22 protein-coding genes are annotated in these 25,793 nt (G+C 34.3%); 12 read left to right on the top strand and 10 right to left on the bottom strand.

Annotation, left to right across the window (positions count from 1 at the left end; genetic code table 11):
- Nucleotides 1–38: 38 nt before the first annotated feature.
- Nucleotides 39–830 (top strand): DsbA family protein, encoded by a 792-nt coding sequence (locus ABX784_RS00695; protein ID WP_372651399.1) that lies wholly within the window; start codon nt 39–41, stop codon nt 828–830.
- Nucleotides 831–866: 36 nt separating this feature from the next.
- Here the strand turns inward: ABX784_RS00695 and ABX784_RS00690 are convergent, their stop codons facing one another.
- Both ABX784_RS00690 and ABX784_RS00685 read right to left on the bottom strand, forming a co-directional pair.
- The gene (locus ABX784_RS00690; RefSeq protein WP_372651397.1) at nt 867–1,913 is read right to left on the bottom strand and encodes an endonuclease I family protein; all 1,047 of its coding nucleotides are present in this window, start codon (nt 1,911–1,913) and stop codon (nt 867–869) included.
- A 99-nt stretch (nt 1,914–2,012) separates the two neighbouring features.
- Nucleotides 2,013–3,338, bottom strand: a complete 1,326-nt coding sequence (locus ABX784_RS00685; RefSeq protein WP_372651395.1) for an MATE family efflux transporter — start codon at nt 3,336–3,338, stop codon at nt 2,013–2,015.
- A 104-nt stretch (nt 3,339–3,442) separates the two neighbouring features.
- On the opposite strand from ABX784_RS00685, the gene ABX784_RS00680 reads away from it, so the two are divergent.
- A complete protein-coding gene (locus ABX784_RS00680) occupies nt 3,443–5,731 on the top strand; it encodes an RND family transporter (protein WP_372651393.1) in 2,289 nt (762 codons plus the stop codon).
- On the opposite strand, the gene ABX784_RS00675 is transcribed toward ABX784_RS00680, so the two are convergent.
- Together ABX784_RS00675 and ABX784_RS00670 are read right to left on the bottom strand one after the other, a co-directional pair.
- Nucleotides 5,715–6,452 (bottom strand): PilZ domain-containing protein, encoded by a 738-nt coding sequence (locus tag ABX784_RS00675; protein ID WP_372651391.1) that lies wholly within the window; start codon nt 6,450–6,452, stop codon nt 5,715–5,717. The two genes, ABX784_RS00680 and ABX784_RS00675, sit on opposite strands and share 17 nt — an antisense overlap.
- A gap of 1 nt (nt 6,453) precedes the next feature.
- Nucleotides 6,454–7,506 carry a lytic transglycosylase domain-containing protein gene (locus ABX784_RS00670; RefSeq protein WP_372651389.1) on the bottom strand — a complete coding sequence of 351 codons (1,053 nt, stop codon included), beginning with the start codon at nt 7,504–7,506 and terminating at the stop codon, nt 6,454–6,456.
- 237 nt (nt 7,507–7,743) lie between these two features.
- Here ABX784_RS00670 and ABX784_RS00665 point away from each other — a divergent pair, with 237 nt between their 5' ends.
- From ABX784_RS00665 to ABX784_RS00640, 6 genes are read left to right on the top strand one after another with little or no spacing between them, the layout of a single operon-like run.
- Nucleotides 7,744–8,673, top strand: coding sequence for an AAA family ATPase (locus tag ABX784_RS00665; protein ID WP_372651385.1), 930 nt, complete (start codon nt 7,744–7,746; stop codon nt 8,671–8,673).
- The gene (locus ABX784_RS00660) at nt 8,674–9,564 is read left to right on the top strand and encodes a DUF58 domain-containing protein (protein ID WP_372651383.1); all 891 of its coding nucleotides are present in this window, start codon (nt 8,674–8,676) and stop codon (nt 9,562–9,564) included.
- A complete protein-coding gene (locus ABX784_RS00655; RefSeq protein ID WP_372651381.1) occupies nt 9,557–11,473 on the top strand; it encodes a transglutaminaseTgpA domain-containing protein in 1,917 nt (638 codons plus the stop codon). Before ABX784_RS00660 ends, ABX784_RS00655 begins: the two co-directional genes overlap by 8 nt.
- A complete protein-coding gene (locus tag ABX784_RS00650; RefSeq protein WP_372651379.1) occupies nt 11,466–12,065 on the top strand; it encodes an arylesterase in 600 nt (199 codons plus the stop codon). The genes ABX784_RS00655 and ABX784_RS00650 overlap by 8 nt, the downstream gene beginning before the upstream one ends.
- The gene (locus ABX784_RS00645; protein WP_372651377.1) at nt 12,062–12,733 is read left to right on the top strand and encodes an ABC transporter ATP-binding protein; all 672 of its coding nucleotides are present in this window, start codon (nt 12,062–12,064) and stop codon (nt 12,731–12,733) included. Before ABX784_RS00650 ends, ABX784_RS00645 begins: the two co-directional genes overlap by 4 nt.
- Nucleotides 12,733–15,237, top strand: a complete 2,505-nt coding sequence (locus tag ABX784_RS00640) for an ABC transporter permease (RefSeq protein ID WP_372651375.1) — start codon at nt 12,733–12,735, stop codon at nt 15,235–15,237. Before ABX784_RS00645 ends, ABX784_RS00640 begins: the two co-directional genes overlap by 1 nt.
- Here ABX784_RS00640 and ABX784_RS00635 read toward each other — a convergent pair.
- The 3 genes from ABX784_RS00635 to ABX784_RS00625 all read right to left on the bottom strand — a co-directional run bounded on the left by ABX784_RS00635 (nt 15,234) and on the right by ABX784_RS00625 (nt 20,072).
- A complete protein-coding gene (locus ABX784_RS00635; protein WP_372651374.1) occupies nt 15,234–16,091 on the bottom strand; it encodes a VWA domain-containing protein in 858 nt (285 codons plus the stop codon). The genes ABX784_RS00640 and ABX784_RS00635 overlap by 4 nt on opposite strands.
- Nucleotides 16,091–16,837, bottom strand: coding sequence for a MotA/TolQ/ExbB proton channel family protein (locus ABX784_RS00630; protein ID WP_372651372.1), 747 nt, complete (start codon nt 16,835–16,837; stop codon nt 16,091–16,093). The genes ABX784_RS00635 and ABX784_RS00630 overlap by 1 nt, the downstream gene beginning before the upstream one ends.
- A gap of 64 nt (nt 16,838–16,901) precedes the next feature.
- Nucleotides 16,902–20,072 carry a DEAD/DEAH box helicase gene (locus ABX784_RS00625; RefSeq protein WP_372651370.1) on the bottom strand — a complete coding sequence of 1,057 codons (3,171 nt, stop codon included), beginning with the start codon at nt 20,070–20,072 and terminating at the stop codon, nt 16,902–16,904.
- Between the two features lie 40 nt (nt 20,073–20,112).
- On the opposite strand from ABX784_RS00625, the gene ABX784_RS00620 reads away from it, so the two are divergent.
- Genes ABX784_RS00620 through ABX784_RS00610 form a run of 3 tightly spaced genes read left to right on the top strand, consistent with a single transcriptional unit; the run spans nt 20,113 to nt 22,025 of the window.
- Nucleotides 20,113–20,505 carry an acyl-CoA thioesterase gene (locus tag ABX784_RS00620; RefSeq protein WP_372651368.1) on the top strand — a complete coding sequence of 131 codons (393 nt, stop codon included), beginning with the start codon at nt 20,113–20,115 and terminating at the stop codon, nt 20,503–20,505.
- Nucleotides 20,506–21,213: an ABC transporter ATP-binding protein gene (locus ABX784_RS00615; protein ID WP_372651366.1), complete on the top strand. Its 708-nt coding sequence runs from the start codon at nt 20,506–20,508 to the stop codon at nt 21,211–21,213.
- Nucleotides 21,213–22,025, top strand: coding sequence for a hypothetical protein (locus tag ABX784_RS00610; RefSeq protein WP_372651364.1), 813 nt, complete (start codon nt 21,213–21,215; stop codon nt 22,023–22,025). The genes ABX784_RS00615 and ABX784_RS00610 overlap by 1 nt, the downstream gene beginning before the upstream one ends.
- 1 nt (nt 22,026) lies before the next feature.
- Here the strand turns inward: ABX784_RS00610 and ABX784_RS00605 are convergent, their stop codons facing one another.
- Together ABX784_RS00605 and ABX784_RS00600 are read right to left on the bottom strand one after the other, a co-directional pair.
- Nucleotides 22,027–22,389, bottom strand: a complete 363-nt coding sequence (locus ABX784_RS00605) for a hypothetical protein (protein WP_372651362.1) — start codon at nt 22,387–22,389, stop codon at nt 22,027–22,029.
- Between the two features lie 127 nt (nt 22,390–22,516).
- The gene (locus ABX784_RS00600; protein WP_372651360.1) at nt 22,517–23,566 is read right to left on the bottom strand and encodes a DUF2914 domain-containing protein; all 1,050 of its coding nucleotides are present in this window, start codon (nt 23,564–23,566) and stop codon (nt 22,517–22,519) included.
- A gap of 72 nt (nt 23,567–23,638) precedes the next feature.
- On the opposite strand from ABX784_RS00600, the gene ABX784_RS00595 reads away from it, so the two are divergent.
- Nucleotides 23,639–24,997, top strand: coding sequence for a hypothetical protein (locus ABX784_RS00595; RefSeq protein ID WP_372651358.1), 1,359 nt, complete (start codon nt 23,639–23,641; stop codon nt 24,995–24,997).
- Here the strand turns inward: ABX784_RS00595 and ABX784_RS00590 are convergent.
- Complete coding sequence (locus tag ABX784_RS00590; RefSeq protein WP_372651356.1) at nt 24,994–25,722, bottom strand: MipA/OmpV family protein; 729 nt, start codon at nt 25,720–25,722, stop codon at nt 24,994–24,996. The two genes, ABX784_RS00595 and ABX784_RS00590, sit on opposite strands and share 4 nt — an antisense overlap.
- Between the last annotated feature and the right edge of the window lie 71 nt (nt 25,723–25,793).

The following is a 25,793-nucleotide window of genomic DNA, read 5'->3' as shown; positions in this document are numbered from 1 at the left end:
AATCTCCTGTGGTTAAATTATTATCACAGGGGATAACTATGAAAAAACAATTATTACTTTTGACGCCACTTTTAATCTTCGCTTCTTGTACTACTCAAGAACGTTTCGAAGAGAAACTTACAAAGACCCTGATTGATAGACCAGAAATTCTAACAAAGGTTATTGAAAGTAATCCTGATCAATTTGTTATTGCATTTCAAAATGCAGTGAGAAGAGGTCAGCAAAAAATCGTTGAGCAACGAAAACTTGATCAAGAAATACTTCTAAAGAAGGCCTTTGATAATCCATTTAAACCAGTCATTAGAAAAGATGAGCTCATTCGTGGAACTAAGGGAGCTCCTATCACTGTAGTTGAGTATAGTGACTTTGAATGTCCATATTGCTCAAAAGGCTTTAAGACGGTTAAGTCATTGTTAAAGAAATACGATGGAAAGGTTCAGTTTGTTTTTAAGCATCTACCATTAAGCTTTCATGAGAATGCAGTGATTGCAGCAAAGTACTATGAAGCTGTTAGGCTTCAAGATGAGAAGTTAGCAATAGAGTTTCATGACTATATTTTCAATAATCAAAGTGATTTAAAGAGCGGGGAAAAGTTCTTGAAAGAGCTGAGTAAGAAACTTGGCGTAAATATGAAGAGGTTGAGTAGTGACTTAGATTCTGAAGCTATAAAGCTTAGAATTGCTGAGGACCTATCTGAAGCCTCTCGATTTGGTATGGAGGGAACTCCTGGATTTCTAGTAAACGGAATCCCAATTCGAGGGGCGTACCCTTTAGAGCACTTTGATATGATTATTTCTAAGTTAGTTGAGAGGGGAAGCTTAAAACTATAACGCCTGAATAAGAGATTACTCAGGCGTATCTTTTGACTAGAGGTCGTCGACTAGGTCAACTAACTCTGGGTAATCTACAAATGGATTTCTATTATGTTGAACAGAGAAGATCTTATTGTTTCTCTCTCTTTCTTCATCAGATACTGGATCTAATTTATGCCATCCTCTTAATACTGCCTCTTGTTCAGCATCAATATTCATAGATTGAGGTTTCTTGTAGTTGAAGTACCTTGCAGACATGTAGAACATTGCTCTAGCGATATCACCTTTAACAGCATCAGGGGCTTCAATGTAGTTGTTATTATTTTTAGTAAATACGACTGCATCTGATGTGTCACAGTACTCTGAGAAGTTCTTAACTACACTTGCATCAGGAGTTAAGTTACCAAAAGGATAGTTCCATCTTTCTTGATTTGTTTTTGCAAACGAAGGTGAAAGATTGTGTATGTCTGCTAGTTTCAGATTGTAGAAGTTAGATTCTTTAACTTCTTCAAACTTACTTCTAGGCCAAATATGTTCAGCATTAATTGTATTGTAGTCAGGCTTTTTCATTACACCAATTGAATACTGAGGGTTTTTCAAGTCTTTGCTTGTAAATACCTTCTGACAATAAAGTGTATCAAGGGCGTATTCTCCCTCATCTGTAACTTGAAGATGAATCTTACCGTAGAGGTAAGTTCTAGCTAAACTATAATCTCTGTATGTGTCGAAGTCATGTGAGTAACATGAGTTAGATTCTTTAGCACCCTTTGGGCATCTTTTTGAAGAATCTCTTTTTCCTGGAACTCTTGTATGTTCCCATTTTAAAACCTTATTAAGCTCTGATTTTAGATTTTTTAAATCCTTATCAGAAATTTTACTTGGATTAGATAGGTTAGATAAGTACTTCGCGTGAAAAGCGTCATTGTAATAGTCAGAAGGATCATCATGAGGAGTTATTTCAACAATTGAGCTAAGGTTTTGAGTTCCTGTTTGTTGAAAGTTTCCACTGCTATCACTCCCTACTGGAGTATCAAAAGTGTGCTTATCACCACATGAAGTGAGAAGTGATATTGCTACTAAGAGCATCATTGAGTATTTCATCTTTTCCCCTATAAATATTTGTTGGAAAAATAAAACACTTATAGGGAAGAGTCTAGTGAGCATGTAAGTGTTACCTAACAAGTTTTTGTTAGGACAGTGTTAGGCGATAGGGACTAGATTGGCCTTAACTACACGATATTTAAAGAAAAATACACAGCTTAAGCCTACAGACATAATCGTTAGCCCTATGGCCAGACCGGCCCAGAGCCCAGCTGCTTCCATCTCTTTTGATGTCGCAAGCCAGTAACCAATTGGTATTCCAACACACCAGTTGAAGATGAGTGAAAGTATCATTGGGTATTTTGTTTCCTCAAGTCCTCTTAATACTCCCCAAAGAGTGACCTGAATTCCATCTGGAATTTGAAAAAGCCCAACGTAGAGTAAAAGACCTGCACTATAACTGATTAGTTCTGGGTCATCTGTTGCAAATCTAACGAGAATATTTGGAATAGTGAGATACATCACACAGGTTCCAATCATTATTAAAGCAACCATAATTATTGATGAAAGTGAGTAGAGTAGTACCCCTTGCTGGCTACCTGCTCCATATTCTTTTCCAACCTTTACGGAAGCAGCGCTGGAGATCGCGAGAGGAATCATAAATGTACAACTTGCTAGGTTCAAAACTATATTGTGTGAAGCTGAAGCAATAATAGACATCTTCCCAATTAGTACAGTCACCGCCGAGAACATAAGTATCTCACTCAAAGTTCCTAGCCCAATAGGTATACCAAATTTATAAATTCTTTTGAATAATACCTTATTGAAACTCCAGTCGATCTCGAACTTAGACTTAGTATAGAAGAATAATGTAAGGAACATTAATGTTCTAGATATCGTTGTTGCAATGGCCGCACCTTTTATTCCAAGTTCAGGTAGGCCAAATTCTCCAAATATCAAAATATAATTCATCGCTATATTTATGACATTGAATATAAGAATTAAGATGTTTGAAAAAACATTTCTATCCCATGCTTGTAAGTATTCTTTAGATACTTGAAACAATATGGCCGGAATAATACTAGGACCTGCTATTAATATATAGTCTAGAATTAGCGGTGCTATATTTGGGTTGAAGTTAAATGTAGGAAGTAGAAGAATTAAACCTCCTATACCAATTAATAAGAGAAGACTTAAGGACAGCATTAAATAATGAGCATTAGCAAATAGTGAGTTATCCTTTTGCTTTTTACCTCTGAATTGGCTCGATAATGGGCCTACTGCGAATGTCACACCTAGTCCAAACATCATTAAAGGAGCAAGTAGTCCATTTGCCACACCGAGTGCTGCAACAACATCATTTGAGTATCTACCAGCGACGACAATGTCACCAATTCCAAAAAGCATCTGGCCTATTTGGCCTGCAATCAAGGGGATAGAGAATATGAAGATCTCTTTAATAGTAGATAAGTATGTTTTTTTCATAGTTTGTCGTTTATCAGTAGTGTTGTTAATATGCAATCAATAGAGGATAATTATATAGTTATTGAATTAATTGTCATAATTGAACATAAATATAGAGTAAAAAAGTGCATAATCAAATAAGAAATAGACTTGTTAATTTTGTTGTTCTCCATAAACATATATGCTTGCTTTTAGCAGCACTGATCTTCCTTTCTGGGTTACCTTTTCTAGTAAATACAAAAATGGATTTTTCTGCAAAAGTTTGGTTTGCCAGTAATGACCCAAACATTAAAACTCTAGAAGTTTTCGAAAAAACATTCGGAAATGATGAGTCGGCAACTCTTATTATTGAGTCAGATACAGATGTGTTTAACCCTAAATTCATGACTATGCTAGAAGACCTTACTCAAAAGATGTGGAAAGTTCCTGAGGTTATGAGGGTGCAATCTCTCACAAACTTCTATTGGACTAGATCTTTTGAAGATGAAATTCTTACAGAAGAATTTCTCTATCCTGAAAAACTCTCAGATGAGAGATATCTTCTACAAAAAAGAGAAGAGGCCTTAGCACATAAAGTAATTCCTGGTTACTATGTGAGTGATGACGGTAAGAGTGCCTCTATTTATGCCTTCATTTCGCACAATCCAGATAAAGCACCTGATTATGCTGTTATTACTGAGGGTCTAAAAAAGATCACTGAAGAATATAGAGATGAAGAGGGGATTACTTTTCATTATATGGGGCAACCCCCTTTATCTGATCGTTTTCAAAAAGTTTCTTTTGATGATCTTTTCACTATGTCGCCATTACTTCTCTTATTAGTAATGCTCTATCTTGTCTACTGCTTTAGAAGTGTCATTGGTGTTGTTATACCAACAGTGATCATCGCTCTATCTTTGATATCTACAACTTGCTTAATTGGACTTTTTGGCTTTACTGTAAATAGTTTAACATTTGTGCTTCCATCAATATTAATTGCTATCTCTGTTGCAGACTCTGTGCACCTTATGGCCTCCTTTTATGATGAGTTTGCTAAGACAGGTGATAGGTTTCATGCATGTACACATACATTAAGAAAGAATTTGTGGCCTATTTTTCTCACTACTTTTTCTACAATGATTGGATTTTTCTCGCTTACATCTAGTGATATTAAACCTGTCGCAGACCTAGGGGTCCTTGCAGGGATAGGGACCTTCTTTGCTTTTCTCTATACTTATTTAACAGCAGTGCCTTTGCTAATTATATTCAACAAGAACAAGACTCCTACAAGTTTAAAAGGGAAGGTTCTCTCAGAGGATTCTGTTAGAAGTTATTTAGATTTTGTTAAGTCATATAGACTTTATATTATTGCTGGCTTCCTTGTTGTATCTAGTTTGTTTACTTATCTTGCTATAAAAAATGAAATTAACTCTGATCCCTATACTTACTTTTCTAAAGATGACCCTATTTCAAAAGGTAACCGATTTGTTTTAAAGTCATATGGTGGAGTAGGAGGACCAGAGTTGATTGTAGACTCAGGAGTTCCAGGAGGAGTTACGTCTCCAGAGTTTCTCTATAAGGTGGAGTCTTTCCAAGATTGGTTAGAGGAAAAAGAGTATGTAAATAAATCCCTTAGTGTAATAAACATTCTCAAGGAAATGAATCAATCCTTAAATGAAGGCAAGAAGGAGTTCTTTAAAATTCCTGAACGTAAAGATCAAATTGCTCAAGAGTTATTCATGTATACAATGTCTCTTCCAGTTGGAATGGATTTAAATAATAGAATGGACCTTTCTCAGCAAAAGTTGAGGCTATCCATTTTGTGGTCTCTGCAGACGTCGAAAGATTCTCTTCTTGGAGTTGAGGATTATGAGAAAAAGGCCCAGGAAATGGGACTAGATATAAAGACAACTGGAAAGCCAATTCTATTTCATAGAATGAATAGTTATGTTGTCTATACTTTCTTTACGTCTATTGCTATGGCCTTGACTTTAATAACTATAATAATGATTTTGATATTCAAAAATATTAAGTTAGGTCTTCTTAGCCTTATACCTAATGTGTTACCAATCATCTTTGGCGCTGGGGCCTTAACGTTACTCGATAAGCCTATAGACATTGGTTGTGCAATTGTTGCTAGTGTTACTTTAGGGATTGCTGTTGATGATACAATTCACTTTTTAAGCCATTATAATTTATTAAGAAGAAGTGGACTCAATATTTATGATTCGATGGTTAAAGTATTTACTTCAACTGGGCTTGCCTTAATAGTTACTACTATTATTCTAGTGTCATGTTTTGGGTTGTTTATGTTTGCGAACTTAACTCCAAACATAAATTTTGGTATTCTTTGTGCTCTAGTTCTATCGATAGCTCTTATTACAGACTTACTTCTTTTACCTGCAATAATATTTTGCTTCAAAGACCAAGACTAGGGTTATTGAGAATTCTACTTAAGTGGAACTTTTCTATAATAGGGATGTTATGAAAGTGAAGCCCAATACCGCTAGGGTAGTTGCCCTTTGCTTGTGTTTTTCTTACAACAGAGGCATTGCAGTGAAATTCAATATCATCTTTATCTCCGATTAATATTTTTACATCTCTACCAAGTTCAAGTTCGCTTTGAAGTTTATTCTCTAGACCATCTATTGTTGAAATAAATGTACCTGTTTTAGATAGATCAAAAGTATGTGCTAGGACGCAACGACTATCATCTAGAACTATCCAGATCGGAAGTGTTTTTTGATGCCTCTTTGGAATTAACCACCATCTCTTGTCCTGATTATTTGCTGTATATCTTATGTTCTTATTTAATAAAAAGGAAAATGCAAGAATACTCGATAGGCAAGATGCGATGAGGGGGATGTACCAATCTATATTTACAGCATACTTGAAAACAAAGTAGTTATTAATATGAATTGATAAAAGTAAGAATATAACAGATACAGGTAGTAGCTTATGTCCATTGATGGCAAACATCATTGTCATAAAGCAAGAGATCATTACGAGCCAGTTGAAGACTGTAATCTGCTGCAAGAGTATATTATAGTTAATAGCTGTAACCTCTGTCTGAGCTAAGATTTGGAGTGGAATAGAGATAATTATTCCTATCATTACAAGACATGTGAAAATGAGAAGTGTTGGACGTTTTGTCATATTAATCTCTCTCTATGGCATACTGCCTACAGTAACTTTTAACTTTATAGACATACTTTCTTGCTTCTTTCAGCTCTCTTGCTTCCAGCCAGTACATTCCTCTTTTAAGTAAATTTCTTTTAACTCTACTAGGACCAGAATTATAACTTGCAAGAATTATTGAAGTGAGCTCTTCATCATTATTCTTAATTTGCTCTGGGAATGCTTCTATATTTTGAGGCTTTTTCCAATAGTTAGAAATATACTCCAGGTAGTCAAAACCACCCTTTATTGATTGTATTGGGTCTAGTTTCCAGTCGTTATCTTTATTAATTTTTCCTGTTTCAATATAGGTCTTTAAGACTGAAGCTGGTAAGCGACCCCACTTGGGATATGCATAATACTCTTTATTTTCTAATAGTTGTTTCTCCGCTACTGGGGTAATTTGAGTTAGACCAACTGCTTTTGCCCAACTCACAGCCTTAGGGTTAAAGCTTGACTCTTGTTCTATGAGACCTGCCATCAGAGCTGAATTTAGTTCAGTTTCTTCAGCTATTTTTTTTAGTGCATTCTTTACAGATCTTCTTGCCTTGATCTTTGCAGCAGATAGCAACGGGTTGTCCTGTATATCACAGTCTGGGAAAGGATAAGTTTTTCCAATAGGAGCTGCTTCAGGTGAAGATTTGTAGATCACACTAAAGTTGTGAGACTCTACTGGAGGAAGTGTTAAGTTTGCTATTGTATAAATGATCTTAGTACTTGTTCTGTCTACATTTGAAATGGCCTCAACTTGGTCTGTGATATCAACATTATTGTAAAAAAAGTAAATTTTCTCTTCTGAAGAGGTTTCATTTCTTTTAATCTCTATAGAGAAGTTTCGACTCTCATGGAGAACCTGATACTTTGGTGAAAAGATTATATTTTTACTATCTAGGTCTTGCCCAGCTTTATGTTGTTTAGATTTTTTAAATAAGTCATTACTTATTTTTGATACTGAATAGTTTGATCCAAATGGATGATAAGGACCAGCGCAACTTGTAATAATGAATAATGTACCAAAATAAGCAAATTTCAAAATATGCCCTTTTTTATAGATATATAAGTTGAAAGCGATAGTATTGATCAACTATACCAAGGATTCTCACAAGAATTTTTAAATAATATCTCTATCGTATTTCTAGTATATTAGGGACTAAATTTGACCTTTAAACTTGGCATCTACCTTAAGCTTTTCTTAGATTTTGCCTAGAAATTGGGCCAAAAGTTACACTAAAGTGCATTTCTTCTATAGAATATAGTTATAGGAGAATTAGTGAAAACATCTACATATTTAAATGACAAAATTTTGCATGCTTTTGATACTTGTAACTCTATCTTTCTTGGGAAAGAGGAGCAGCTCAAAATTGCTTTTATTAGTATGTTATCAAAGGGACATTTACTGATAGAGGATGTTCCTGGGGTTGGGAAGACCACTTTAGTTTATCTACTTTCTCATATTTTTGGCTTAAATCTGTCTAGGATACAGTTTACAAATGATCTTCTTGCGTCGGATATACTTGGGACATCTGTTTTTGATAAAGAAACATCTAGCTTTGTATTTAATAGAGGTCCAATCTTTAGCCGAATGGTTCTTGGTGATGAGCTCAATAGAGCATCTCCTAAAACACAAAGTGCACTACTTCAGGCCATGGAGGAGAGGTATATTACGGTTGACGGAGGAGAGTATGAGTTAGATGAGCCATTCATTGTTGTGGCCACTCAGAATCCTCTCGATCAAATTGGAACAAACCCATTACCAGAGTCTCAATTAGATAGATTTTTTATGAGCTTAACTATTGGTCTGCCTACTAGAGAGTATGAAAAGAAGATCTTGATGGGCGAAAACATTCGTGAACAAATTAATGGGCTACATTCATTTGTAAGTTTAGATGAGTATTTATCTATATATAAAATGATTCAAAAGACTCATATTGAAGACTCTCTTATAGATTATGTATTAGACTTCTTAGAATACGTTAGAGAAAACCTCGATAATGGTGTGAAGTTATCTTTAAGAGCAGGTAGGGATCTACTGCTGGCGTCTAAAGCCTCTGCATTCTTTGAAAAAAGAGATTATGTAACACCTCACGATGTACAGTCTATCGCCCCTTATGTTCTTTCTCATAGACTTAACTTAAGAGAAGGGCTCACTGCTTCTCAGGATATTATTAGAGAAGCGCTTGAGAATGTGGCCATTAGATAAATGAAGTTATCTTCAAATAAGACATATATTCTACCTTCTCGATTTGGTCTAGGGCTTATTTTTATAACATTCCTAGTTTTTATAATTGCTATTACGTTTGGTCATCCATTCTCTTATTTTATTACTTTCTTTTTAACTTCTATTATTGTGGTTTGTGCATTTTCAACAAATTCTACAATCTCAAAGTTGAAGACTTTTCATTTTCACGATGAATTCATTGAGTGTGGTAATGAGGAATTAGTCTCAGTAAATATTTCAAATAGGGAATACTCAAGTTCGATGTCTCTTTATACGACTTCTGAATTGAGTGTAAATGAGAAGGCGACCATTATTAGTAATGAGAACAACAAGTTAAGGTTTTCTCTAAAATCTGATCACTGTGGAATATTAAAGATGTCTCGTATAAAGATTCACACGACATTTCCTTTAGGGATATTTAGGGCCTGGAAGTATATTGACTCAAATAAACAGGTCATTGTATATCCAAAGAGAGTAGTCGCTGGAGACATCTATAGAGAATCTCTCTATAGTAAAGGATCTGAAAGTGAAAATATTTATAATATTGAAACAAAAGATGAATTCTTAGATCATAGGAAGTTCAGAGATACAGATTCTTGGAAGCATATTGACTGGAAAGCATTTGCTAGAGGAAGGGGTCTTTTGACGAAGAACTTCTCTGGACAAGACTCGAATGCAGTAGTTCTATCAGTTAATCATAAAGATAATATAAACTATCTTGGTAAAGTCACAGATCAACTATTTAAATCTTATGACTCGTCTATAGAGACAATACTCTTAGTCGATGGTGAAGTTACTTCTAAAGGAAATAATAAAGTCCATCTGTATGAGTGCCTTCGTATCCTTGCTAGACTTGGAGAAAAGTGTGAGTAAGCTATTTACAAAAATTTCTCTTGTTTTCTATATCTTACTGACTATATTCTTTATTCCTTACTTTTCTATATATTCACTGACTTTATTTAGCTCAATTATAATTACTATACTCTTGTTCAAATTGACTAATAGTCGCTTGTTAACTTTTTTGAGAGTTCCATTTCTCATTGGTTCAATCTTCATAATTTATAGTGAATATGGCTCATGGAGAGGTTTTGAGCCTGCAAGTATATTATTTTCAACTCTTGTCTTACTTAAGATGTTTGAATTGAAAACTAAGAGAGATATATATTCTCTAATACTTATTCAGTTTCTACATGTCACATCTCTGAGTCTATTAGTAGAGGATTTTTATTATTTATTTATCATCTTTATTAGTTTGCTTGTTTGTTTCTGCAACCTCTACCTAGTACAGCAAGTTAATGTCGAGAAATTAGTTTTTAGAAAGAGTATAAAGAACATTCTTCGATTTTCTTTATTTGGAGCCCCATTAGTAGTTATTCTCTTTCTTTCATTTCCGAGAATTAACTTTGGAGGATTTTTATTTTCTACAAGTAAAGCAACAACAGGGTTTAGTGAAGAACTAAGTCCGGGAGATATCTCTGAAATAATAAAGGATCCTAGTGCTGTTTTTCATGTGAAGTTTACTAAGAGAATTAAAAGACTTGATATGTACTGGAGAGGGCAGATTTTGGCTAAAAATAAACTTTTTAGTTGGGAAAAATCTAAGTTGCCGGAAAAGAGAAACACTGAAAAAATCTTCAAGAAATTTGACTACTTTGTTACTTATGACACCCTTACGAGTGGTCCATTATTTACCTTAGAGAAAACTAGGAAAGTGGCACTTAGTTCTATGGGCTCTTTAATAAATCTTAAAGGAAACCTGTATCGTTCAAATACATTTAGAAATCAAAAATCTAGGTATAAAGGATGGCTTGGACCTGATTTGCCAGCGAAGCTTTTAGATAACTATAAAGACGTTTATTTACAAACAGATTTACCCGCTGATTCTGAAGTCATTAAGTATAGAGATTCGCACCTCTCTTTAGTGAATAAACCTACTCTTGTTGCAAAACATTTAAAAAGCTTCTTCAGGAGTAGTTTTACTTATTCTACTTCTCCAGGGGTTTATAAGAGTAAAAATCCTCTTGATGAGTTCTTATTTAGAAGAAAGGTCGGCTTTTGTGGTCATTATGCATCTGCTAGTGCGACCTTATTTCGCTTATTTGGTATTCCTTCAAGAGTCGTTCTTGGATATCAGGGAGGAATTTTCAATGAAGTTGGAACTTTCTATGTTGTTACAGAGAAGGATGCACACGCGTGGGTAGAGTATCTTGATGAGAATGGAATCTGGACACGCTTTGACGCTGTCAGTGTCGTATCTCCTGCTAGAATAATGTATGGGGCAGATACATTCTTTGAATTTGAAAAGCTTGGCAGTAGAGATACAGATATTGAAGATTTTGTTTCAAGTCGATCAGGAATATTAAGTGACTGGAAGCAGTATATTCAAAATATCTACTATAAGACAGGAACGCTCTTTTTTAACTATGATTTAGAGACACAGAGAAACTTATTTAAGAAATTTGTTAGCTTTAAGCACACTTCTTCACTATTCTTCTATTTTCCATATCTAATTCTTTGTTTGTTGCTAGTTTTAGTTCTATTTCTTAGGGAGAAAATTAAAAGTTTCTTACTTTTTATCTGTGTAAATAAGTATCGTTCACTCAAATGGTCAAACTATACTGTTCTCACTGAGCCACAACTTATTGAACTAATTGAGGATAGCTCATCAAACTTGGTTGAACTTATATTGGTTTATCAACGTCTAAGGTATAGTCGCAATGAGTCAGCTTTTAAAGAGTTGTCATTCTTTTTCAAGGCCTTTAAAATTTTAATCTATGGCTAAAAAAATTATTATTCTACTATTCTTTATTTCTACTTCGGTCCTAGCAGATACTAAAATTCTCTTTATTGGAGATTCCCTAACTGAAGGTTATGGAATTTCTAAAGAGAAATCATACCCGTATCTTTTAAAAGATTTACTATTATCCAAGCATGATACTAAAGTTGAAATAATCAATGGAAGTGTTTCCGGTTCAACTACAGCTAGTGGTCTCTCTAGATTAAAGTGGTTTCTTCGATCTAAGCCTGAAGTTTTGATTTTGGCCCTTGGTGCTAATGATGGACTTCGAGGAATTGAGCTAGGCTCATCTAAGAAGAACTTAGCCTCTATAATCTCTCTTGCAAAAGAAAAGAAGATGAAGGTTATCCTCGCAGGAATGCAGATGCCTCCTAATTATGGGGCAGACTATACTAAAAAGTTCAGAGATATGTTTTTAGAATTGAAAAAAGAATACAAAATAACACTTATACCATTTCTTCTTGAGGGTGTAGCAGCTAAGAAAGAGCTCAATTTATCTGATGGAATTCACCCTAATGAGTTAGGTCATAAAAAAATGGCCGAAAACTTGTTACCTTACTTTAGGTCACTGAAATGATTTTAGAATGCAATAATTTACATAAGAGCTTTAGCCAAGGTGGCAATGTTATAAACGTCCTTAAAGGCGCCTCACTGTCTTTAGAAGAAAAGGACACTCTCGCTATTGTTGGTAAGTCTGGTAGCGGTAAATCAACTCTTCTATCAATTCTTAGTGGAATAGAGAGTGTGGATAGTGGGAAAATAAGCTTTTTAGATAAGGATATAACTCATTACTCTCAACAAGAGATGACTGAGTTAAGAGCTAAGTCTATCGGTGTAGTTTTTCAACAGTTTCATTTGATTGAGCATTTGAGCGCTCTTGAGAATGTAATGCTTCCTTTAGAAATTATTAATGAACCTGATGCAAAAGAAAAGGCCATGTCATTATTAGTTAGTGTTGGTTTAGGAGAGCGTGCAAATCATTTTCCTAATCAATTGAGTGGAGGTGAGAAGCAAAGAGTGGCCATTGCTAGGGCCATGTCTAATCGACCAAAACTTATCCTTGCAGATGAGCCAAGTGGTAGCTTAGATGAAGATACTGGAACTACTATTATGAATCTACTATTTGATTTAGTTGAGAAAGAAAATATGGGACTAATTCTTGTGACTCATGAACTACAACTAGCTGCGAGATGTAAGAAATCTTTACTCTTAAGTCATGGTCACTTAGAAGCTGGTACTAATTAATGATACTTAAGCTAATATTTCGTGAGTTAAAAAGTTCTCCTAAGTTTGTCTTAATTTTTATTCTAAACTTATCAATTGGTCTTATAGGTCTAGTATCTATTCAGTCTTTTAAAACGTCCTTTTCCGAAGAGCTAGATAGTCGATCTAAGTCTATTTTAGGAGCTGACCTTGCTATTTCATCTAGACAAGAAATTGATTTAAAAAATGTCACTTCTGTGGTGAGCATAAGTGATCACGCAAAAAGTATTCGCTTATTCTCAATGGCGGGAGCAAATAATAATTCCAGATTAGCCAGTATAAGAGTTATTGAGAGTAAGTTTCCATTCTATGGACAAATTCTATTAAAGGATCAGCGTCCTCTTAAGTTCTCTAGTGATAAGGAAGCTTATATTTACCCTGAACTCCAAAGACAACTGGATATATCTGTCGGAGATAATATAAAGATCGGAGATGCAGAATTTCTTGTCGCAGGTCTTGTCATTGATGATGGACAGCAAAGTTTTCAAATGGGAGGGATTGCTCCTAGAGTCTACATATCTCCAGAAGGTTTAAAGCTCGCAAATTTAATTAAAGAAGGAAGTACTTACACCAATACATATTCATTTAAAATTAAAGAGAAAGTCACAAAAGAACAACTAAAGCAATTGAGCCTTTCTATTAATGACAGTAGCGCTAGAGTAATAACCCCAGAAAAATCATCCCAACAAGTTAGTCGTATCCTGAATTATTTAAATGACTTTCTAGGTCTTGTTAGTTTGAGTGGGTTATTTTTAGCAACAATGGCGATGATGTACCTCTTTAGAAGTTTTCTTTATAAAAGAAGAAAAGAGATCGCAATATTTCAATTTTTAGGACTTAAAAAGTCGACTGTTTTTTGTATACTCATTGGACAGCTCTTTACTTTAAGTATTATCAGTTCGCTTATTGCTGTTTCATTTGGTCCAATTATCTTACCGTTTATTATTGATCTATTTAATAATCAACTAGGATATAACCTTCAACTCACTTATACATATTCATCATTACTTCTCCCTATAATAATAGGAGTATTAAGTCCTATGTTTATAGGTGTTGCTCTTATTTACCCTTATCTACATATAGATTATAAGTTTTTATTTTCTCATGAAGATGAGGGAGAGTCTAAAGCTTCGTCTTGGCTTATATATTTACCATGGATTGTTTTTTTCTACATTATATCTATTAATATTAGTCACTCTGTTATAATAGGTTCAATCTTCTCATCTTTTCTCTTCATATCACTTGGACTTTTATTTCTTGGTGGTAGCTTTCTTTTAAAGAGACTGAGAAGACTCTCAACAGAGGGAAGCCTCACTTCTAAGCTCGCATGGGGTTTTTTAACTAGGTATAGAGTTTCGACTCTTTTTATATTCTCAAGTTTAATGATATCTACAACAATGATCACGTTGATACCGACTCTTAGAAACGTTCTTTTAAGTGAACTCGAAAGACCGTTAAAAGGTGAGGGTCCATCACTCTTTTTGTTTGATATACAACCAGAGCAAGTTGAAGACTTAAATGTATTTATTAAAGAACAAGACAACAGTGAAGTCTTAGTTATGGCCCCTATGATTAGATCAAGACTTTCTAAGATTAAGGGAGAAGTTGTTCAATCTTCTGTTAAAGAATCAACAACGAGAGAGGAAGAAAGAGCAATTCGAATGAGAAATCGAGGCGTTAATCTTAGTTACCGCGATGGATTAGATATTTCAGAATCATTAACTGATGGTCGTTTAACTAAAGGTGTATTCGACCCTGATAAAAATGAAGCAGCAGAGATTACTTTAGAGCACAGGTATGCTTCTAGGCTAGGTGTTGACGTCGGGGATACACTTGAATTTGAAATCTTTGGTATTCCTCTACCTGCTAAAATCGTAGGTCTAAGAGATATTAAGTGGACTAGTTTTAGACCAAATTTCTTCATTCAATTTCAAAAGGGTGTTCTTGAAGATGCCCCAAAGACTTTTGTGTCAGCTGTGAGTGCAGATAGAACTAAGATAGATACAATACAGCAAAAGCTCTTTAAGAAATTTCCAAATATTTCTGTTATTGATATTACTCGAACTATTGGCAGAATCACAAATATTATGGAGAGCATGGTTCTAATTCTTACATCGATGACTTTTCTTGTTTTCCTTGTAGGTGTACTGGTTCTTTACTCACTAATTGGACATCAGCTTATAATAAGACTTAGAGATTTAAACCTTCTAAAGATATTAGGACTTAAAGATTCTCAAATTATTAAGATAGTATTAACTGAAACGACTTTAATTAGCGCTTTTTCATCTTTTATTGGAAGTATACTAAGCTTAGGTCTAGGTGTTATTCTCTCAAAGGTGGCATTTAAGTCGAGCTTTGTATTTAGCTTACCTCTAATTATTTTACCTATAGTAGTCGTTACATCTATAAGTATTCTAATTACTTATTTTACGACGAAGTCGATGCTAAGAAGAAATGCAGCAGATGTTTTTGGTGATATAAACTAGAAACCGTAAAAGAAGCCACCTGATTCTTCGGCCAAGGTTTTAAGAAAGACTGAGGCCGCAGTTGTCGATCTTAACGAAAAGGCAGGTCCCACTCCAATAGTGTTAATTTGAATCTTCTTATAGTTGTCTTTTCTGACGGCCGAAAGAATTTCTTCTATGCTATCGTACCCTCTTGAATTAGCTTTCGTTGGCGCCCCGTCTGAGAGTAGAACAATATCTGTTATATCTGGATAGGCAGTTATGGCGTACTTTAGAGCACTTCTAGTTGGAGTAGCTCCTTTTGGTTTTAGCTTATTAAGAAACCTGTAGACATCACCTTTTTGTCTTTCTCCGAGTGCTTGAGTATAGCTCCAAAGTGAGCTGTACTTAGCACTGTATCTTCCTGGAAAGTGAATGACGTCTATTTCATAATTTTTAGGCATAGAGGTTATGAGCATCTTGAGTCCGGCCTTTACTTGCCCCATTTTATCCATTGTTTGCATTGAGCCAGACACATCTATTAAGAATACAATCTTTTTACCCTTAAATTTAAATCCAACATCCACATCAAGGATGCCTTGCTTAACTTCTTCTACCTTAGGAACTTCATCTATTTTTGGTGTTTCAACTTTTTCAATGACAGGAGGTGCTTCAGCTTTTATTTTAGCAAGCTTAATCTCTAGCGATTCAATTTCTGCTTGTAATGCATGATTTTTTGCCTTCAGCTCTTTTTCTTGAGAGGGAGGTTTTATGTGTTCAGTTTCTTGTTTTGCTTTTGGTACCGCCACAAATAAAATGATGACGGCTCCAAGTGCACCGGATAGTAAATCTAAGAATGAAATATTGAAGGCATTCACTTCTCTTCTTGATGACATTATTCTATCTCAATTCTGTTGATTAAATTCTCTATTACGTGCTCTTTTATTTTGGCGTGAAGTAAGTCATTCTCTTTTAGAAGATTATGATAGAACCACATTATGATTATACTAAGTAGTAGGCTTACTAAAGTTGTGTCGAAGGCCACACCCAGTGTTGCTGTTATTAACTCCATATCACCGCTATTTGCAATCATTAAGGCCTGGGATATACCCAGTACAGTTCCTACAAACCCTATCGATGGGATAACCCACGTTAGATATCTAATGTTTGATTGATCTGACTCTGATAGTTCTTTATTTATATCTGTCTGAATACTTATTATTTCAATCATCTCCGGAATTGATTTCGTGGCCCTAAACTTCAGGCATGCTTTTGTTATCATCCTAAATAGAAGAAGTTCTTTCTTCTTATCTAGTGATGTAACTTTCAGGTGAAGATCGCTAATTTCCGAAGGAATAATTAAGTGCTTTTCTCCAGTAGGTAGTAGCTTTGTTTTAAATGCTTTATTTTCATTTTTTATTTTACTTAGAAGTAATCTAATCTCAAAGAAGGCCCAAAAGAAGGCAATATAGGTTAAACATTGAATGTAACCACCTCCAAGGAAATTACCCCCCAGTAGAATAAAGATCCTATGGAATAGACCAGTGCTTGTAAAGTGAAAGCCAATAGACATTAGTAATGTGAATACTATAGATATTGTTGCAGCTTTTGTTAGATCAACAAGTTTTTCGTTTACTTTCATAAGGTCCTCAGAATTTGATACTTAATTATTTTAATCTAGAATTAGAGTTTGAAAAAGGGGGAAATTAAGAGAAGAGAAAGACTAAATCACTTGAGTCAATGTCTTTAAGAGTCGTTGCATTTGAGAAGAAGAGGTTATCGATCAGTTGCTTCTTTCTTTTTTGCATCTCTACGATTTTTTCTTCTACTGTATTCTCACTGAGTAGTTTAATGGCATAAACTTCACTTTTTTGACCAATTCTGTGGATTCTATCTATCGCCTGGCCTTCAACGGCAGGGTTCCACCATGGGTCTAGCAGGAAACAGTATCTAGCTTCAGTTAGGTTTAGGCCATATCCTCCAGCTTTTAGTGAGATTAGAAAAGCAGTTTTATTTTCTTGTTCTTTAAACTCATCTATTACTTCTTCTCTATTATTTGTCTGACCATCTAAGTAAGAAAATTCGATGCCTTCTTTTATCAGTCTTTCTTGTACAATTTTTAAAAATTGGGTGAATTGACTAAAGACAAGAGCTTTTTCTCCTGACTTTGAAATAACCTTAAGTTTTTCAATCAAAATTTCTAACTTCGAGCTTTCACTATCCTTATACAGTGGATTGATTAGTCCTGGGTGGCAAGCCGCTTGTCTGAGTCTGAGGAGAGCTTCTAGTATATGCACCTTACTCTTCTTTATTCCAACTTTTTGAACTTTATCCATTAACTTAGTTCTATAGTGCTCTTTTAACTCATTATAGATTTTAGTTTGATCGTTTGATAGTGAAACTGGAAGAATTGACTCATTTTTATCTGGTAGGTCTTTTAAAACATCTTTCTTTAGTCTTCGAAGAATTAGAGGCCTTAAACCTTTTAATATATTTTCAACAACACTTTCATTTCCATCGGTTAAGTTTTCTTTTGATATTTTTTGCTGATTGAAAACTTTTGGCGATAAGAACCTAAATAAAGTGAATAGTTCACTTAAACTATTCTCAATAGGAGTCCCTGTTACGATGAAGCGACTTTTCGAATTAAGTAGTAGAACACTTTTTGAAGTGAGTGAGGATTCATTTTTTATATGCTGGGCCTCATCTAAAATAATCGTGTCGAATCTTGTTTCTCTAAGTATTTCATAGTCATTACGAGTAATTCCATAAGTACAAAACATGATATCAAAATCTTGTTCAAGTAGTTTTATTCTTGATTCTCTTTGTCCTTCATAGACAACTGTAGTCATTTTTGGACAAAATTTTGCTACTTCTTTTTTCCAGTTATGTATCAAAGACTTAGGAACAATAATTAGATGTTTTGTTCTTCCTTGAGTTCTCAGTATTTCTAGGTGACACAATATTTGAACTGTCTTTCCTAGACCCATTTCGTCAGCTAGACACCCTCCCAATGAGAGAGAGTCTATAAAGTTGAGCCATTCCACCCCTTGCTTTTGGTAGTCTCTTAGTTCTCCATTAAATGACTTAGGAATTTCTTTCTCAGGAGCTGACTTGGCACTTTTTAGATTTGTTAAAAGAGTACTGTAACTTGGTGTATCTGTTTCAAGTAGTTTTTCTTCAAAGAGAAGATCCATGTAGAGCACATGATCCTTTGCTAGCATGACTTTTTCATCAGCCATATAACTCATATGTTCTAATCTTAAATGCCTCTGTAGCCAATCAAGTGGAGCTAGGCCTAGCTCTCCATTCTTCAATGGAATGAGTGCCTGTGAGTCTTTTGCCATCGCAAGTATCTGAGGAGTATGAAAGCTTTCTTCATCAAATTCCAGATTTGATTTTACTTCAAACCAGTCATCTTCTGTTTTAAGTGTTATACCCATACTTCTAGGGACTGATACTCTTTTATTCTTAGCAAAGATTTCTATTTTATTCTCAATGAGCTTAGATATTCTATTGTTAAAATCATCAGCTGTGATTTCAATTTTTCTACTAAAGTCTTTATTTTTTAGATTTAAGTTTAGTGTTGTGGCAATTAAACTAAGGAGCTCTTCTTCTTTAGTAGTGTTCTTTACCCTCAATATACGCTGGTCAATTTGATCAAGAGGAAGAGGGCTAAGTGGAGAGTGCCAATTCTCTTCAAATGTTGAAATTATTTGGGCCCAGATCACTGTACCAATAGGTCCCGATGAGATATCTAAATTCATTCTAATAATAGGGTCAATCTCTTCTCTATCAATCTTTATACTTTTTGGGATTTCTACGTTTGCAAGATTAGGGTGCTTTGTAATAAAGCTTTTCAACTCCTTCTTTGGCAGCTGCTCTTTGTTGAATTTTGTCTTACCACTTAAGTACTCATTAAAAAGTGGCTTTAATCCTCTATAATTTACCTTTAAAACTTGATTCTTAAATAGAGCAAGGTCAAGTCCTTCAATCATTTTTACTTCTTCAATATTTAGTATTTCTCCATTGAAGTTGAAATAGGGGATAAATTCCCAATCAGTAGAGTCCTCTAGTTTACTATGAGCTATTAATAACTCTTTAGAGTTAAACTTGAGCTTATTATTAGATATATCTATTAGTGTGCAATCTATTATTAGTGGAAGTAAATAGTCTAAACTCTCGTAAGGAATTTCAAAAAATGAATTTTTTCCTCGAATATTTTTTCTTTGCCAATACGTTTTAGATTGAACGGTAGTCATTCTTCGAAAAATCTCTACTAGTCCTTTATCAGAACTTGAGAGTCCTTCAATAAGCTTATCGGTAACTTGAACTACTTTGTTGTCAATCGTGAAGTCTATTCTAAGTAATCCATTTTGCATGGGATAGGTTTCAAATAATTTGAAACCTAGTTTCTTTTCTTTCTCTTCTTCTAAACTATATTGAGTTTCAAGTTCAATTTTTTGCTTTTCAAAGGCATGGTTAAGTTTATCTAAAACATCTATTCTATTTTGCTCAAATGGATTGATATCTGTGAATGAACTAATAAAGTCTATCTTATCTAGGGACTGTCCCATCTGAGGAAACTGTTCATGATCTGTTGCCTTTATCACTGCCCAAAGGTGAGGGCAGGACTCGGTTATTTGGAACTCATTACAGTCGCAACTTGCTTTTATTGCTTGATATGATTTTAACTGTACCCATTCTAATGATATATTATGTATCTTATCGGAGAGCGTATATGCTTTAATTTCGTTAGCTTGTGAATGAAAAATGCGTATTAACTTACTAGAAAGGAGAGAATCTCCAATTTTTCTTTGATTATTGTTAAAGTAATAGGCACATTTATTAGAAAAACTCACAGGATTTGATACCATATTAACTAGAAACTGTCTCAACTTTTACGACGAGGAACTTATGTCTAATGATGAAAATAAGGGAGAATTATCTCTTAGAACTATGGCAATGCCCGCAGATACTAACCCAAATGGAGATATCTTTGGTGGTTGGTTAATGTCTCAAATGGATATTGCAGGAAGTATATTTGCCATGCGTCAGTGCGGTGGTCGAGTTGTTACTGTTGCAGTTGATTCAATGGTATTTCATTCTCCAGTACATGTTGGCGATATTGTGTGCTGTTATTCCGAATTAACTAAAAAAGGGAGAACGTCTCTCAGTATTAAAATTGAAGTTTTTGTAATTAAAAGATTTAAGAGCGAGAGAGTAAAGGTAACTGAAGGCCAATTTACATACGTAAGAATTGATAAAGATGGAAAGCCAACACCTCTAGATAGCTCGAGGGATAATTAAATGATTGTTGCGGAAAGTATTTCTAAGAAGTATGGAAAATATCTTGCCCTAGATAATGTTAGTTTAAGTGTTAAGAAAGGAGAGGTCTTTGCTCTTCTTGGTCCAAACGGAGCAGGGAAAACGACTTTTGTTAAATCGCTATTGGGTCTAGTTCACCTTTCTGAAGGTAAATTACTTTTGAGAGGTAAGGAAGTCTCTGATGCTGAAAGTAGGGTTGGTGTAGGCTACCTTCCTGAGAAGTTTTCTTTTCATAATTATTACACTGTTTATGGCTGTGTTGAGTTCTTTGGTAAAATGAATGGGTTAAAAGGTTCTGAACTAAGGGATAAAACTCTAGAGGCACTTGATAAGGTTGGTGTTGCAGAAATATCTACAAAAAAACTCGATTCTATATCTAAAGGACAGTTACAAAGAACAGGTATTGCAACATTACTTGTTTCAGACAATCAGCTCATTATTTTAGATGAGCCATTTTCTGGTCTAGATCCTCTAGCTATTAAAGAGCTAAAAGATATTATTGCTAAGCTTGCTAGTGATAGTGAGAGAACAGTATTCATTAATTCACATATTTTATCTGAGATGGAAAAGATATGTGATTCAATGGCGATTTTAGATAAAGGTAAAGTTTTAGTCAGTGGCAAAATGGGTGAGCTTCTCTCAGGTGCTAGCTTAGAAGATTACTTTTATAAATTAGTGAAGGATGTCTAATGAACTTAGGTATAATTAAAATATTAACTGAAAATACTATAGCTAAAGAATATAGAAATAAGGCACTACTCTTTATTTTTATTTTCACTCTGGGTGTAATTACGCTTTCTACAATGTTGTTAGACTTTATAAATAAAAACTTTAACATTACAGAGGGAGCTCAAATTGGTGATAAGGGCTTTTTTATAATGTTCTTGGCCATATCAGCAATTTCTACTGTTACTTCAATAATACTAGGTTTAAATTGTATAAAATCTGACTTTGAGTCATCCTCAATATCTCAAATCTTAGCTTTTCCTATCAAGAGGATAGAGTTCTTAATTGCTAGAGTCTTTGGAGCTTGGATTATTGCTCTCATCTTCTTTTTGTTCTCGATTGGCTATACTATTTTGATGTTTTCGCTTACAAGTTCTGGAACATTTATAAATGGATCTCTTTTTCTGGCGACTATTTCGATGGGTGCAAATATGTTAACTCTTATAACACTTTCTGCATTTATATCGTTATATATTCCAAAGCTATTCTCATTTATAATTCTTATGGTTTTTAGAACTTACACTGCAGCAACGGGCTCTTATCTTATGAGCTTAGGTCCAGATAAACTATTTGCGGATCTTTCGGTATTTAAAGTCATTAATTTATTTTTCTATTTCTTCTTTCCTCGAATGCAAGAGATGGATAGCTACTCAAAACGATTCCTTGAAGGAGTAGACTTTGATATAAGTAGTTTGGCCTTCTTTGGTCACTACTTTGTAGCATTCGTCATTCTCTTTTCACTTTTTGGACTACTCTTTTCAAGAAAAGAAATTTAATTCACTTCTTCAGAGCAAATTCTACATGATTACTATCTGTAGAGTTTGTTCTTGCTGTGAAGGTGATAGTTTTTATATGTTGGTCATCTAGTTCCCAGTGAACCTTTGTTTTTCCCTTAATTTTAGCAACATCTAATTTAAAAAATGTTCCATTGCTTCTTTCTAAGTAGATATCTTCCATAGAGACATTCTTAGATATATTCAATGTAATTTGATTTATTGAGTTCACACGTATAGAGAAACTCTTTGTTATTTTCACATTTATTTGCTCAAGAGAGACCTGTAGCTTCAGGTCCTTAGAGATAGATCCTTTGGTTGAAAAACAAAAGATTAGAGATAATATAATCAGAATTCTTTTTGACACTAGTTTTACTCGTTTTAAATAGTCGTGAGTAATACTTAGCAAAATGTATGCCGTTTAATTTTGTGTATAATCAGGTAAAAGCTGCGCTGCGCATGGGGGATATATTGAAACCAAGGACTTTATGGCACTAGTTTTCTATTTCTTTGATTAATTCTCTCTTGTCACTTGTCGACGGAGTAATAGTAAAATCTATTCGAGAAATCTCTCTATTGTCAGAACTCATAACCTTAGCTCTCCACAGTCCTGGAGTGTAGTTTTGCTTATAGGTATAGGCCCTATAGCCCCAAGAGTTTCCTCCCTTGATTGTAAGAGAGATTCTATCACTTACTTTCCATCTCTTATCCCATTTCTCCCATTGAATATAGAGTTTATCTTTAAGTCCTCTAGGGGCGAATATTCGAGCAAAGACGTAGACTTTATCTCCTGGCAAAAAATTAAAATTTGTACTCTGAAGTCCAAAGTAATCATAGAAGGATTTCTCTCGGTAAAGATGATAATCATCTCCTTGCTTTTCAATATTTTGGTAAACTCCAATCTTTTTAACACTGAGTGGAACTGGTGGAAGTAGATTTGAGAAGTAACCCACTATTAAAAATATACTTAGTGCAAATGCAATTAACTTAGATTCATTCTTAGCAGGGTGGTTTAGTCTATTTAATACTATAGGAAGAACTACTGTTGCTACCGCAAGGGTCAAAAGAAATACTGAAACATTCATTACTCCAACTAAGACAGGTATATAAATAATAAAGTAAGCAGAGATACAAAACTGAACGAGGCTTAATTTTATCAACATTCCTCTTTCTTGAAATTTTGGAGATTCATTTGCTAAAAGAAGTAAAAGGATTAATAGTATAAATATTCCCGATGTAGACAGGGAACTACTTTTGAAAAAGAATATTGCGAAACCACTTAGCAGCCCACCCGCAAGAAAGTGAAATATATCTTTTTGATATATAGAGAGCTTCTGGGTGAATTCTCTTTTGTATTCTTTATCAATACTTAAGAATGCCAAAATAAGCATGCTTAGATATATAGAATGACCCACAAAATTACCAAATTCATCCACTTGGCCTAGAGTGAAAATATCGAAAAGAAAGCCAGAAATAAAGAATACTGCGATTAGTATATTTGGATGTTTTTGATGTAGGTCTTTGCTTTTTCTAATAAAGTTCATATTTAGCATTCTATTACAATAATTTAGATAAAATGAATATTTATCGACACAGAAGTATACTATAATACTAATATGTTAAAATTATTACTAATTGAATCAAATGAAAGAGTTCTAAGGCTTCTCGGAGAGAGTCTAGGTTTGGATTTTGATGCCAAAATATTAAGCTGCTTCAGACCATTTGACTCAAAAGAGTTAATTGATAGGGAAAGACCAGATCTTATAATCATTAGAAATAGTTATGAGATTGACGGTGAAGTTATAAATATAGCAAATATTATAATGAATCACCTTTACGATATTCGCTCAAAAGTACCTGTCATAATCCTTGGAGATTTTGAATTTCCTTCTGGTGGCTATGAGTTATTACCTGATCGCTTTAGAATTGAAGAGCTTAAAAGATTGATTATAAAATCATTGAAGATTACTCCAGAGCAATTAAGACTCATGAAGTTACCTGATTATGTTCCAATGGCAATTCAGAATTTTCATTTAATGGATACTGCTTCATCTGACATCTACATTAAATTAGATTCTAAAGATGAAGAAAGGTACATCAAAAGAATAAATCGTGGAGATGTAATTGATCATAAGGTTATTCAAAAATATGAAGATAACCTGATTGAGAATTTCTATATAAAGAAAGAAGATCATTCACACCTTTTAGATGAATTACTTCATCAGTCTTTAGAGAAAATTGTGAAGGTTGCTAAGAGTGGCAAGAGTATTCATGAAATAAACTCTGAAACATATAGTATAAGTCAAAATTTAGTCGATGCCGTAGGGGTTACAGAACAAACTGTTAGACTTTCAAATATTGCGATAGCAGTGATGTCTAAATCAATTGAAGCTCATAAAGAGCTGTCTTCTTTATTGAGGGATATACTAGAGAATAAAGGTAGCTACGCTTATAAGCGAAACTACTTGATTTCTGCTTTATGCCGTGAGATTTCTCCTTTTATGAACTGGGGAAGTGGGGATCAATTAAATAATCAATTAGAGAAAATGACATACCTAAGCTTCTTTCATGATATTTACCTCCGAAAAGAAGCTCACTTAAAAATATTTCAAAACTCAGATACCAGAAACCTCGATATTTCTGCAGGAGACCTTGTTTTAAATCATGCTAATATGGCAGCAAACCTAATTCAGTCTTATCCGAAAACTCCCTCTGGGCTAGATATTTTAATTAAGCAACATCATGGAGTTTCTACAGGAGTTGGTTTTGTAGAGAACTACTCATCGAATATTTCTCCTATGGCGATAGTCTTTATTGTAGTTGAGAAGTATGCCTACTATGTATTAGAGGAAAAAATAGAGGATTTAAAAGATATTGCAGTTAGAAAACTTATTATTAATCGATTATATAATGAATTTCACTTACCAAGCTATAAGAAAGTCGTAGATACTCTGAGTCGACTCATAATTACCTAATTAAACTTATAAGTAAGACCTGAGACAATTGTTAGATACGAGTCTCTAGCTACGGTGGGAGAGTTCTTAACTTTGCTTCCTAAAAAGGTGTGTTTGACTGAGTTGAATAGACTCCAATTCTTATTTATAATCCAAATTGGACTTAAGGCCACACTTGTTGCTCCACCGCTACTTGGTGAGTAGTAATTTCTCGTTGATGTGACTTCATGTGATCTTACGCCATAGTAGTAATTACTAAACTCTCTGTCTAAAAAGTTATGAGAAAGAGTGTAACTAAGCATTACTGGTCCTAGAAAATATCTACCACTATAGGAGATGCTAAATATCTCACCAGAAGACCTTCCCTGAATATCCTTAGAGTAGGAGAGTTTGAACATCATGATGTTCAGTCCGGCTTCTCCAAACCAAGAGTCTTTCCGCCAGTCCATTCCTGGGCCGTAGTATCTTTCACCAGACCTTTTCAAGGATATGTAAGGAGCAATAAATTTATAGCGAGGGAGTTTTAACTTTATGTTTGGACCTGCTATCTCTAGTGGACCTATTTTTATCCTTGCCATAGGAATTGCACGAAGTTCAGTATTCTCATCCGATTTGTCGTACTGATTGTCATTTCGAATATTTTGTTTCCATATGGCACCTCCCCCTAAAGAAAAGGAGTAAGTAGACCTTTGTTGCGCAGAGGAAATACATGGTAATAAGAATATAAGTAATGCAAAAATTTTCATCTATCAATTATTGATTTAAATATTGAGAACTTCAAGTGCTATCGTTTTCATTTGTAATTTAATTAGGTAGT

This window comes from Halobacteriovorax sp. (genome assembly GCF_041587335.1).
In the GTDB taxonomy this organism is placed as follows: domain Bacteria; phylum Bdellovibrionota; class Bacteriovoracia; order Bacteriovoracales; family Bacteriovoracaceae; genus Halobacteriovorax.
This window is presented reverse-complemented; position numbering and strand designations above follow the sequence as displayed.